The following is a 12,339-nucleotide window of genomic DNA, read 5'->3' as shown; positions in this document are numbered from 1 at the left end:
TCATAAAAAAACTAGCCTGAGATCCTTCTCAAGCTAGTTTTTGTTTTTTAGAATGGTAATTTACCAGCAAAAGCGCCCAATGTTTTCTTAGTCGCTTCATCAATTTGCGCGAGGGCATCATTAATGGCTTGTGTGGTCATGTCTTGAAGGGTTTCCATATCTTCAGGATCCACAATAGCTTCTTTGAAGTCAATCCCAACCAATTTTTTATCACCCGTGAAAGTGGCAGTGACAAGGTCTTGAGCTGATTTTCCAGTAAATTGCATAGCAGCTAAATCTGCTTGTTTTTGTTCCATTTGTTTCTGAAGCTTTTGCGCCTGCTTCATCATATTTTGCATATTCATCATAAGATTACGTTCTCCTAAGTTTGATTACTTATCTATTATAACATATAAGTGTAAACTTCAAAAAAGAGTTAGAGAAAGTTATTCTCTACTTGGCCAGGGGAGTGAGATACGGTAAACTAGTAACGAAAAATGACAGGGAAAACCTAAACCATATATAAGTGAGGAAGATGAAAGGGGAACGAGAGACTCTTATGAAAATCAGAAAAGCAGAAGTCCAGGATGCTAAGGCTATTTATGCAGTTGTAACGGCTGCTTTTGCAGGTGTTGAACATACAGATGGTAATGAAGCAGACTTGGTAATGGCTCTGACAGCTAGTCGGTCCTTTATTCCTGAATTATCTCTGTTAGCTGAAGAAGACGGCGATATTATAGGTCATATTATGTTTACCAAAGCTAAAGTGGGGACGACAGAGGTTTTAGCATTGGCCCCACTTTCTGTTCTTCCAGAATATCAAAGGCGAGGTGTTGGAGCAGCACTAATCAGTGAAGGTCATCATATTGCTAGACAGTTGGGTTATCCTTATGCTATTGTTTTGGGAAGTGACACTTACTATCCACGGCATGGTTATGTACTAGCAGATACTGTCGGCATTAGGATTCCGTTTGATGCACCAAGAGAAAATGTCATAGCCTATCCATTAGTAGAAAATACTTCGCCTATTCATGGCGTTATGAGGTATGATAAGGCTTTTGGAATAAACTAGAGTCCCTATTTTGGTGAATTACGTCGTGTTTTGAGTGATGTATTTGTCAATAATTCTACAAAAAGTGATGATTTTATGATTTCCTAAGAATGACTTAAGAATTATTTTATATTTAGCTTAAACTTACTTTAAAACCTCTTGCTATACTTAGTTCATAAAATAAAACACCTAAAAAAGAAAGAGGTAATCATTATGACAAACACACACAAAAACACTACTTTAGTTGCTAAATACGTTAAACTTGGACTTGTTTCAGCGGGAGCATTTCTAGTCATTGTTTCAGCACCACCCATTTCTGCTCAAGGATTAAGTGACCAAGAAATTTACGAACGTGCTCAAAAACTGGACTTACCAAAATATATTAATGGTTCACTCAAAGGTATTCTTAATCAGCATTCTACAGTGACTTATCCAGAAGACAGAGATGGCTTGGTGGAATCTGAAGCAGAAATCCCTAAGTTAGCTCAGCGCTTAACCGACGAAGAGATTTATGAACGTGCGAAAAAACAAGACTTACCAAAATATATTGGTGGTTCACTCAAAGGTATTCTTAATCAACATTCCACAGTAACTTATCCAGAGGATTATTAAATAGTCTAAAGGAATAAAGTCAGTGATCTATGCATCGGTTTATTTGAAGAGATGTTTGGCTTACGTAAGAGTTAGTGTTATACTTGAAAAAGTATAACACTAATTTTTTAATCAAGGAGACAGCATGGCCTACAAAATCTTATTAGTCGACGATGAATTGGAAATCACAGATATCAACAAACGTTATCTGCAACAGGCTGGATATCAGATAACTGTTGCTAGTGATGGGGCGCAAGCCTTAGACGTTTTTCGTAAGGATCATTATCACTTGATTATCAGTGACATCATGATGCCCAATATGGATGGTTATGATTTTATTGGGGAAGTCCTACTTGAAAAGCCTGAGCAGCCATTTTTATTTATCACTGCCAAACTATCAGAACCAGATAAAATTTATTCATTAAGCTTAGGAGCAGACGATTTTATTTCGAAACCCTTTAGTCCAAGAGAATTGGTCCTGCGGGTTAAAAATATCCTTAATCGAATCTATGGTAAAACGACACAGACAAATCGCTTAGTTATTGGTGATTTGGTTATGGATTACAGCACGCGAGTGGTCACTATTGCTAATCAAGACCTTAATTTGACCAATAAGGCCTTTGACCTGTTGTGGATTTTAGCCAATCATTTGAACCATGTTTTTTCCAAAACGGAACTTTATGAACGCGTGTGGGAAGAGGAGTACCTAGACGATACCAATACTCTGAACGTTCATATTCATTCATTGCGTAATGATTTAGCAAAATACAGTACGGACCAGACACCAACCATTAAAACCGTTTGGGGTCTAGGTTACAAATTAGAGGGGTAATATGAGACTAAGAACCTACATTGTCATCGGCTATCTTGTGTCGATGGTGATTACCATTGCGGGGCTAATTGTCGGTTTGAACCGAATGCTCATCGCGACCAAAGACATTTCTTATATTTTATTAATCGCTCTGATTGCCTCGTTGGCCGGAGGGATTGTGAACATGATTCTGTTAACAAGTGTTTTCTCATCGCTTAGAAAACTCAAAGAAAAAATGCAAGCTATTTCTCAACGACAGTTTGACCACGACCAACTAATCATTTCACCTTTAGAGTTTAAAGATTTGGAAGGGGCTGTTAACCAAATGTCTTTGGATTTAGAAGCTAGTTTTGAATCGCTCAATGAGAGTGAGCATGAGAAATCCATGATGATTGCACAACTATCGCATGATATCAAAACCCCGTTAACTTCAATTCAAGCAACAGTTGAGGGGATTTTAGATGGTGTGATTCCAAAGGAAGAAGAACGGCATTACCTCAACACCATTTCACGTCAGACCAACCGTCTCAATCAGTTGGTTGAGGAGCTTCATGTGGTGAGTTTGAATGACCAAAAACAAAAAGAGAAACAGCATCGTCAAGTCATTTACCTTGAAAAGTTGCTGATTGATATTTTATCCGAATTTCAACTGACCCTTGAACAGGAAAACCGCTCTGTTGATATCAAAGTAGCTCCAGAAGTGGTTAAAATCAATAGTCAGTACGATGCTTTGTCTCGAATTATTCTGAACCTTGTGAGCAATGCCCTCAAGTATTCAGAAGCCAGCACGCCTTTAACTATTCATGCGTATCGACAAGACCAGTCCATTTGCATTGATGTTAGGGACAAAGGGCAAGGCATAAAAAAAGAGGATTTACCTCTGATTTTTAAACGTCTCTACCGAGTTGAAGCGTCTCGGAACATGAAAACGGGTGGTCATGGTCTAGGACTCTATATTGCCAAACAGTTAGCACATCAACTGAGTGGGGATATTGTAGTTGAGAGTCAAGTTGGTAAAGGAAGCTCCTTCACCTTGCTTTTACCAGCCTAGCCGTCATTAGAAAAGAAAAAATTGATAGATAGTGCTTGAGCTTGTTCAATGATTACTGGGTCAGTATCGTTGACAAGCTCTTTTTTTAAAAAATATTTTGTAATAATCACTAAAACAGTGTGAACGTTTAGATTGTCTTTTACACTCTTGTTAGACTGGTATTTCTTCATTTTTAAGCAATTATTGAAAATATTTTCTGATATATTACCCTAATCGGGAGGAGTCATTACTCCTTCTTTAGGATTTTCTCTAAACTGGTGCCTGTTTGAGTATGTCAAGTTTAGCTTTACAGCTTATAGCGCAATAAAAGTTATTAAGATAATCTATCAGTGGCTATCAGGTTCCTTGTCTTCTTTAGCCTGTTGTTTCAAAAGATCTTGGGCAAAATTGAGCCATTTATTATAGTTATTTTCAGATAATTGCTCAGAGATGAGAACCAAATCACGTTGAGGAAGATGATAAGCTACTCCTTTTTCTTCTAGGGACAAATCTTTTTCCATTAAATCTGTTAAGGTAACGTCAAAAATAGCAGCAATATCGCTTAGTAGACCAGACTTTGGAGTGTACTTGCCCTTTTCCCACTCACTAATCGAAGAAGAACTTTTTCGTCCTAAGAGGTTCGCAAGTTCTAATTGTTCCATGTTCTTTTTTAATCTAAGGTATTTTAAATTACTTGCAAAAAAAGTTTTCTTTACGGACATAGTAGCCTCCTTTTTCTTATATAAAATATGATACCACAAAAGAAGATAAAGAAAAAGATTTACTAAAAGAAGGTAAAATTCATTTTAAAACTTGACTTCATAAAAACCGAAGTTTATAATAAACTTAACATAAGTAACTAATCTTATTTTAGCGTGGAGGGAAAGTTGTGACTAAGTCGACCTTGAAAGAATTAAGAATAGCCCAAAAAATGACCCAGCAAGAATTGGCAACTTTAACTGGAATTTCTATCAGGACATTAGCTAGATACGAAAAAGATGTTCATATGTTAAGACGAGCAAAATATGAAACGTTAAAGAGTATTGCTTTAGCATTAGCAGTTTCTGTTGATGATATTTTTTTAGAACTTGATTCGGATTTTATGAATTAAAAGAGTCTTACTGGTTTATTTATAATTGTGTTAACCACAAAAATTAAATATGGTTAATTGTTTTATTAAGCATAGTTACTTTATTTTGCATTTTATCCTTTTATCGTGTTATAATCAAAGAGTGGTCAGTTGACTAAAGTATTTGATAAAAGGAGTTAGAATATGTTTACAGAAGAAATGAAAGAAATGATCGCTACTCAATTAGCGATGGTGGCAACGGTCGATAACGAGGGGAATCCCAATATTGGACCTAAACGTTCCATGCGTTTGCTAGATGATCACACCCTCATTTTTAATGAAAATACAGGCGGTCAAACGCAAGCTAATATTCAGGATAATGGTAAGATTGAGGTGGCTTATGTGAATCGTGATTGTTTACGAGGCTATCGTTTTTGTGGACAAGCAGAGATGGTAGACCAAGGTCCTCTTTATGACGAGGCTAAAGCTTGGGCGGAAGGTAAAATGGGAGTGCCAAAGGCAGCTGGTGTGATCCATATTGATACCATTTATAGTTTACATTCAGGAAAAGAAGCAGGTCAAAAGGTTAGTCAATAAGCTTGTTGTAGTAATGACTAGTTTGACATTCAAAAAATGCTCACCGGATAATGACACTGCACCCTAATGGTGGGACGTAAGAAAAACACTTTTAGGCGATCAGTTTTCTGTGCTGTACAGGCGACTGGTCGTTTAATCTCTGTTTAAGTCTAGTTTCATTATAAAATGTAAGGTCATTTTTAACAATATCTGTTACACTATCTTTGGCTAAGTGTCTCCAGTTATGGAGATAAAAGGTTTCAGTCTTTAGGACGGAGTGAAACCATTCAATACAGGCATTATCTGCAGGTGTTCCTTTTCGAGACATTGAGCAGATAATGCCTTTTTCCGTGTAAGCCTGGTAGTAAGCCATAGAAGTATACACTGAGCCTTGGCCACTGTGTAAGAGTGCTCCTTTAGGCAATTTTAACTGATTAAGGGTGTCTAGTAAAAAATCCGTGTCCTGACACTCTGAAATAGTGTAAGCTATCATTTCTCGGTTATAGAGATCCATAATTGATGAGAGATACAATTTACAGTTACCGAAATAATATAGGTAGGTAATATCTGTTACAAGCTTTTCCATAGGCTTATCGGAATGGAAATCCCGACTCAATTTGTTATCTGTTAAATCATAAGCTTTACCCAAATTGGGAACTTTCTTGTTGCGTGTCCGACAAAGCTAGCCATTATTTTTCATGATACGATAGACTTTCTTTGTATTAACAGTCAATCCGTGGATCTTTTTGAGCAATCGTGTAATGGTATGATAGCCATAAATAAAGTGATTCTCCATGCAGAGCTGTTCAATTAATTCAATGACGTCATCTTTTTTTTACGGCTTCTCATACTCCTGTTTCCAACGGTAATAGGTTGACCGTTTGACCTTGAAACAGTCTAGAATGAAAGCTATCGGGTAGTTGTTTTTATAGTCTTCCACAAGCTTGATAAGACTTACTTTATCGATTTCCTTATCAAGCCTCGATACTTTTTTAAGAGGTCAACCTATAATGGTAATTGTTCCACTTCAGACAGATGTTCCAAGCCTTTACCATAGGTATATTGCTTGCCAACACCTTGATGAGAACGATAAAGCTCCTCGTTTTCGTGCCATTTCATCCAAGTATAGATTTGACTATCATTTTTGATACCTAAAGTCTCCATAATCACTCTGTTAGACTTGCCTGCTTTCTTCTTCTCGATGCAAGCCAGCTTAGTTTCCCATGAATATGCTTTTTTAACCATAATAAAACACTCCTGTTTCTAGTTTACTAGATTTCAACAGGAGTGTTTTTCTTTTGTCTCATTTTAGGGATTCAGTGCCTATCAGGTGAGCACTTTTTGTTAGTTAGCCTTCATCAACTGGAACAAGGAGTTGAGACTGGCTGAGGTCAACGGTCAGAGCGTAATTGCTATTGTCACGAATCGTGTGTTCAAAATCTGTGGTGTAAAGAAGGATTCTGAGAGTATCTCCTTTTTCTAAGTGGTAGATACTTGGTTGAAGTGGGAAAGTAACCGTCATCCATTCATCATTAGGGATGGCTTCGACGGTGAGCAGTTCATTACGGTTTTGCAAGTTCATTACCCCTTTGGTGATGACGCGATAAGGGCTCTCTTTAAACGGGAGTTCTTTGAGTCCTTCTCGAGAGAAATTTTGCCCATTGTCGATGCTAGTGAGGTCCATATATTGTGGGGTATCGCCGAAGCGTTTTTTCTTGCCATAATCAAGTACCTGAGCAGAGAGGATGCCTTTATTTTCACTGGATTTAAGCCTTAGTTGTAAGGTCATCTCTCCATTAAGCGGGAGATCATCTTCTAAAATAATATCCACATGAGCTTGATTTGCCTTGACTTCAAAGAGATCTTCTTTGAAGGTTTGGAAAGACTTACCATAGCGAGTGAAGTCGTCCTCGCAATAATGGTTATCAATGAGAACACGATCGTTACCAAGTGGAAGCTCTTGTTTCTTTGAACTTCCGAATTGTTTGAGCGCTTTCCAGTTTTGCTCTGTTTGATTGTCTTGCCAAAGGATCTCCCCTAGGTGGAAATGATTGTCAAGGCCTAACATTTTTTGACAAAGCAAGGCATTCATGCTTTCGCGGAAATCAATAGATTGCCAATTGTGCATATAGACGTGCTGTCCATGGTGCAAGAATAGGTGTTTGCCAACAGCTTCAGGAAGCTGGTTGAAAATGTTATAGACTTGCCTTGGTTTGACATTCCAGTCTTGAAGGCCATGGGTATAAACCACTTCACAGTTAATGTGTTTTGCTTTCTGAAGGTAATTGCGATCGTGCCAGAATTGATTGTAGTCTCCAGACTCACGTTTGAGGGCCCGTGTTTGGTTTCGTAATAAAATTTCATAATAACTATTATGATTGAGATAATCACCTGCTAGCAAGTTACGAGAATAGGTTAATTCAGTCAGAACGTCTAAGTCTTCGCCAGGATAACCGCCAGGGCTGCAAACCAAGCCATTTTCACGGTAATAGTCATACCAAGAAGAGATGGCTGCTTCAGCAATAATAACGGCTAGACCATCAACACCTGTTGTGGCAAGACCTGTTGACATGGTTCCAAGATAAGATTTTCCAGTTGTAGCAGCAAGTCCATTCGCCCAATCAGCCTTAACTTGGGCCTCTCTCTTGTGGTTTGTGAACCCATTTGCTCTGCCATTCAACCAGTCAATAACAGCTTTGAAACTCGCAATTTGATTGTAATCCCCACTGGTCATAAAGCCGGCTGATCCAGCTGTTCCAATACCCGAAACGTAGATATTAGCAAATCCACGGGCAAGGAAGTAGTCGTTGAGGGTATAGGAACTAATATAGCTAAAACTCTCTTGGCTCTCTGTTACAGGGACATCAGCTGGTTGTGTTTTAAAAGGCATGAAATCGACGCGTGAAACAGAAATGGTGTGAGGTTCTTTCACCTTCAACTCAGCTTCCATCTGATATAATCTCTTATCATTGGCAACTTCGTTCACCCCCTCATGATAAGGACTGGCTGTCATAACAGTTGGCAATGGCTGGCTGGTTTTAGGGCGGATAATATTGACCTTGATTAAGTCTAGTTTGCCATCCTCATCAGTATCAACAGGGGTTTCGACATAGACGACTTCCCGGATCAAGTCATTGGTATTAAAAGTTGCCAGAGATTTACCATTGAAATAGTGGTACTGGTTATCCATCGGCAAGAGGCCTTGACTGACTAAATGATCAACTAAGGTCATTCCTGATTTCATACGAGTGGCTAATAAATGATGAAGGGAGCTGATGATATTTTGACCATCAAATTGGACAGGAAAACCAATTGATTCGCTGAAGTCTTTAGCTGATGTGAAATCCACATTTGGAATAAACCCAAGTAATTGCAAGGCAACCAATTCAAAAACATCCCTCGTTAGAGGAGCATCTGATGTCACAAAAGTAAGCAAATCCATGCTATCACTAGCAATTAAGTTACTTAGTGGGTAATCAGTGTTTTGAAAATGAAAATAGAACTTACGCAAAAAAGCTTCTAGATTCTCTTTTGGGCTCTTTTTCATCCCTAGGTCAAAGCCTAAAAAGCGGAGTTCTTCAAGGCCATTTTCAATGGAAGTAGGGATGTAAGAAAATTGATTATATTTCATATTTGCGTCAAATCCTTTCTTGAAAGTAAACGTTTTTATTAGGTGAACAAGCTTTACATTATCTATTATACTTGATAGAATGGTACTTGTCTAAATAATATCATAAAATGGAGGAACTAAAGACACATGGATGTTACATGGACTGTGAAGTACATCACAGAATTTCTTGCGACTGCCTTGCTTATTATTTTAGGGAATGGTGCCGTTGCAAACGTTGATTTAAAAGGAACAAAAGGGAATAACTCAGGATGGATTATCATCGCCTTGGGTTACGGTCTTGCTGTTATGATGCCAGCTTTAATGTTTGGTAATGTTTCAGGAAACCACATTAACCCTGCCTTTACTTTGGGACTAGCTGTTTCTGGCTTATTCCCATGGGCACACGTTGCGCAATACATCATCGCACAGGTACTTGGAGCAATCTTTGGTCAACTTGTATTAGTTGGTGTTTATGGCCCTTACTTTAGAAAGACAGAAAATCCAAATCCAGTTTTGGGTTCCTTCTCGACTATCTCAGCTCTTGACGATGGAACAAAAGCTAGCCATAAAGCGTCGGTCATCAATGGCTTTGCTAACGAGTTTGCCGGCTCATTCGTTCTTTTCTTTGGTGCGCTTGCCCTTACAAAGAACTTCTTTGGTGCAGAATTAATCGGTAAATTACTTGATGCTGGTTACGACGAAGTCATCGCTTCTCAACAGGTAGCTCCATATATAACCGGTAGTACTGCGGTTGCTCATATCGGTCTTGGTTTCCTGGTAATGGCACTTGTTGCTTCTCTTGGAGGTCCTACTGGGCCAGCCCTTAATCCTGCACGTGACTTTGGTCCTCGACTTATTCACCACCTCTTGCCTAAATCAGTGCTTGGGGAAGCTAAGGGCGACTCAAAATGGTGGTATTCATGGGTTCCTGTCGTGGCACCTATTCTCGCTGGAATCGCTGCAGTAGCGCTATTTAAATTCCTTTACATCAAATAACTATCAAAAAAGAGGCTCAGGCCTCTTTTTTGATAGTTATTTGCTAGTCAATTTAAAAATCCTTCAAAGTTAATGCTTGAAAGGATTTGGGGGAAATTACTATTAATGAGGTTGTTTCTGCTTGTTAGCAATGGATGGGTTGAGTGAAGAACGAATTAACATGCTTCCTGTAAAAATAACGATTAGGACAACTAGAAGTTTTAAGCTATTCAAATCCAAATTAGTCAGAAAGAAGACAGCGAGTAAAACTCCAATAATACCACCAAGAGCAATGCCAGCAAAGCCATCCCAACTGACACGATCTGCTTTAATAAATTGACTGCTGGAGGCGGTCATAATCATAGCAGCATCCAGCATCATAACAGGCATAGCCACAGTTGGGCTGAGCCCCATGAGTGAGAAAAAAATCAATTCTGGAGCGTAATTACCTAAACCCATCGTCATTAGAACACCAACGGTAAAGTTAAAGGCAATACCAATAAGTAACCAAATACCTTGTAAACCATGGATAGTGTCAGATAGATTATCGCCGGGGTGAAATATCATTCGGAAAATCATAATAAATGCGGCTAAGATTAAGAGACTGCCAAGAATACGTTGAACAGTTGGAGTATGCCAATTCTTAGTAATTTTAGTTCCAAAATAAGCTCCGATAAAGGCTGCTGCTGCCATAGTGACCAAGGTCATGACTTCAACCTTAACTACGAAAATAAAGCATAGGGACTGGACGAGAACAGGTAGAACATGTCCAACTGTCATAGTTCCAGGAAGTTTTCGGTCATCTATTACTAATTTTGTTAATTTAAAACATGTAGTAGTTGTGGCAAAAGAGCCAATCCCAAGGGTATCAAGCGCATCGGTTACCAATCCAATCCAAAAACCGGTCCAAAATCGTTTAAAAGGATTGATATTGTTTTTTCGGATATGCCTAACCAGTATTAGGAAAATAAAAAGCATTGCTAAGACTAGCAAAGCTTGTATCAGTCTAAGAATAATCATTTCATTCATATGTTCTAGTTTACAAAAAAAATGCAGTGCCGTCAATTTGACTTTCTTGACATATTAACACTTCTTTTACTTTTTACGAAAACTAAAGAAAACAGAGCATTGAAGTGACCCCCAAAAGTTGGACATTATATTTTAAGTTAAGGATTGAGTTCTGTATTGCACAGGACTTAGTCCTTTTAATGTAAGTTTGATTCGTTTAGTGTTGTAGTAGTTGATATATTCTGAAATAGCTGTTTTTAATGTTTCGAGGGAAGTAAATTCCTTCTCAAACCCATAAAACATTTCTGTCTTCAATGTTCCAAAAAAAGATTCCATCATGCCGTTATCTAAGCTATTTCCTTTACGCGACATGGACGGTCTCATTCCATGCACCTCAAGAAAATGATGGTAGTAAGTGTGTTGATATTGCCATCCTTGGTCACTATGTAAAATAGTGCCCTGGTAAGTTTGTTCAGGAAAAGCCTCGGAAAGCATCGTTTTAAGTTGTTGTAAGTTTGGCGAGGTAGATAAATGATATGCAATAATCTCACTGTTAAAGCCATCAAGAACTGGTGATAGATACAATTTTTGATCACTAGCAGGAATTGAAAACTCTGTGACATCGGTATAACACTTCTTAAGTGGTTGGGTAGCTTTAAATTGATGCTTAATGAGATTATCAGCTTTCTTGCCAACCTCACCTTTATAAGAGTTATAGCGACGTTTCGCACGGATTCTAGCTTTCAAACCAAGTTCTGTCATCAAACGTTGAACTTTCTTATGATTAACTTTATAGCCTCGATTTTTAAGTTCGAGGTGAATTCTACGGTAACCATATCTCCCTTTGTTCTCAGAATAAATATCTTGAATAGCTTCTTTTAATTCTTTGTTGTTATCTCCCTGAGTTAGACGTTTAACCTGATAATAGTAGGTTGATCGAGACAGCTTCAAAATATTAAGTAGGATTCTTAAATCAAATACATTGATTAGTCCTTGAATGATTTCTGTTGCTCTTTGAGCCTTGCTTCGACCCTCAATCGGAGTTCTCTCAACTTTTTTAGTACGGCATTCTCCGCTCTAAGGTACTCATTATCATATTGAAGACGCTCTAATTCAGTCATTTCTTCAAGTTTTCTCTTTGGTTTGCGTCCCATCTTTACAGGTCTCCCTCTTGATTTCTCAAGAATAGTATACCCGTTTTTCTTGTATTGCGCTATCCAATTAGGAAGCATTCCCTTGTTTGGTAATCCATAATCTAGAGAAACCTCTAGCTGAGACCTACCTTTCATCAGAACTTCGTTTATGATTTCCTGCTTTAGTTCAGGAGAATAATACCTATTTTTCCTTTTACAAACACTTTCCAATCCGTGTATATCAATAAGGCGGACCATGTATTGAAGGTTATACTTACTCATATTAAATGTTTGACTGATTTTAGGCCATGTCCAACCAGATTGTCGTAAGCGATAGATTTCAATTTTATCTTCATAACTTAATTTCATAGAAAAACACCCCAAAAGTTAGATTTGTTGTCTAACTTTTGGGGTGCAGTTCACATCATAGCCTTTAAAAATTTTCCGATTGTCTCACTGTTTTTAGAAATTACTGAGATTATTAAGGTGAATAATTAAGTTCCTAT

12 protein-coding genes and 1 pseudogene are annotated in these 12,339 nt (G+C 38.0%); 7 read left to right on the top strand and 6 right to left on the bottom strand.

Annotated features, from left to right (window positions below; genetic code table 11):
* Nucleotides 1-47 precede the first annotated feature (47 nt).
* A complete protein-coding gene (locus DYD17_RS09710) occupies nt 48-347 on the bottom strand; it encodes a YbaB/EbfC family nucleoid-associated protein (protein ID WP_003052755.1) in 300 nt (99 codons plus the stop codon).
* A gap of 191 nt (nt 348-538) precedes the next feature.
* Between DYD17_RS09710 and DYD17_RS09705 the strand changes: the two genes are divergently transcribed.
* From DYD17_RS09705 to DYD17_RS09690, 4 genes are all read left to right on the top strand, one after another.
* A complete protein-coding gene (locus DYD17_RS09705) occupies nt 539-1,051 on the top strand; it encodes a GNAT family N-acetyltransferase (RefSeq protein ID WP_115253268.1) in 513 nt (170 codons plus the stop codon).
* 192 nt (nt 1,052-1,243) lie between these two features.
* On the top strand, nt 1,244-1,642 hold the full coding sequence (locus DYD17_RS09700) for a hypothetical protein (protein WP_115253131.1): 399 nt from the start codon (nt 1,244-1,246) through the stop codon (nt 1,640-1,642).
* 124 nt (nt 1,643-1,766) lie between these two features.
* The gene (locus DYD17_RS09695; RefSeq protein ID WP_003052749.1) at nt 1,767-2,453 is read left to right on the top strand and encodes a response regulator transcription factor; all 687 of its coding nucleotides are present in this window, start codon (nt 1,767-1,769) and stop codon (nt 2,451-2,453) included.
* Nucleotide 2,454: 1 nt separating this feature from the next.
* A complete protein-coding gene (locus DYD17_RS09690) occupies nt 2,455-3,483 on the top strand; it encodes a sensor histidine kinase (RefSeq protein WP_003052746.1) in 1,029 nt (342 codons plus the stop codon).
* Nucleotides 3,484-3,809: 326 nt separating this feature from the next.
* On the opposite strand, the gene DYD17_RS09685 is transcribed toward DYD17_RS09690, so the two are convergent.
* Nucleotides 3,810-4,184, bottom strand: a complete 375-nt coding sequence (locus DYD17_RS09685) for a helix-turn-helix domain-containing protein (RefSeq protein ID WP_003052743.1) — start codon at nt 4,182-4,184, stop codon at nt 3,810-3,812.
* Between the two features lie 167 nt (nt 4,185-4,351).
* Here DYD17_RS09685 and DYD17_RS09680 point away from each other — a divergent pair, with 167 nt between their 5' ends.
* Nucleotides 4,352-4,573, top strand: a complete 222-nt coding sequence (locus DYD17_RS09680) for a helix-turn-helix domain-containing protein (protein ID WP_003052740.1) — start codon at nt 4,352-4,354, stop codon at nt 4,571-4,573.
* Nucleotides 4,574-4,735: 162 nt separating this feature from the next.
* A complete protein-coding gene (locus DYD17_RS09675; RefSeq protein WP_003052737.1) occupies nt 4,736-5,128 on the top strand; it encodes a pyridoxamine 5'-phosphate oxidase family protein in 393 nt (130 codons plus the stop codon).
* 91 nt (nt 5,129-5,219) lie between these two features.
* Here the strand turns inward: DYD17_RS09675 and DYD17_RS09670 are convergent.
* Together DYD17_RS09670 and DYD17_RS09665 are read right to left on the bottom strand one after the other, a co-directional pair.
* A pseudogene (locus tag DYD17_RS09670) lies at nt 5,220-6,355 on the bottom strand (IS3 family transposase).
* A 100-nt stretch (nt 6,356-6,455) separates the two neighbouring features.
* Nucleotides 6,456-8,738: a Xaa-Pro dipeptidyl-peptidase gene (locus DYD17_RS09665; RefSeq protein WP_003052727.1), complete on the bottom strand. Its 2,283-nt coding sequence runs from the start codon at nt 8,736-8,738 to the stop codon at nt 6,456-6,458.
* A gap of 126 nt (nt 8,739-8,864) precedes the next feature.
* Between DYD17_RS09665 and gla the strand changes: the two genes are divergently transcribed.
* Entirely contained in the window at nt 8,865-9,713 is an 849-nt protein-coding gene (gene gla, locus DYD17_RS09660; RefSeq protein ID WP_003052725.1) for an aquaglyceroporin Gla, read from the top strand.
* 102 nt (nt 9,714-9,815) lie between these two features.
* On the opposite strand, the gene DYD17_RS09655 is transcribed toward gla, so the two are convergent.
* Both DYD17_RS09655 and DYD17_RS09650 read right to left on the bottom strand, forming a co-directional pair.
* A complete protein-coding gene (locus DYD17_RS09655) occupies nt 9,816-10,721 on the bottom strand; it encodes a sulfite exporter TauE/SafE family protein (RefSeq protein ID WP_003052723.1) in 906 nt (301 codons plus the stop codon).
* 132 nt (nt 10,722-10,853) lie between these two features.
* Nucleotides 10,854-12,202 (bottom strand): IS3 family transposase gene (locus DYD17_RS09650; RefSeq protein WP_115276469.1). Its coding sequence is split into 2 segments (ribosomal slippage): nt 10,854-11,761 and nt 11,761-12,202, totalling 1,350 coding nucleotides; the frame shifts between segments, so codons are not numbered across the junction.
* Nucleotides 12,203-12,339 lie beyond the last annotated feature (137 nt).

Origin of the sequence: Streptococcus dysgalactiae subsp. dysgalactiae (assembly GCF_900459225.1) — a bacterium.
Taxonomy (GTDB): Bacteria; Bacillota; Bacilli; order Lactobacillales; family Streptococcaceae; genus Streptococcus; species Streptococcus dysgalactiae.
The sequence above is the reverse complement of the archived record's forward strand: the minus strand, read 5'-3'. Positions and strand labels throughout refer to the sequence as shown.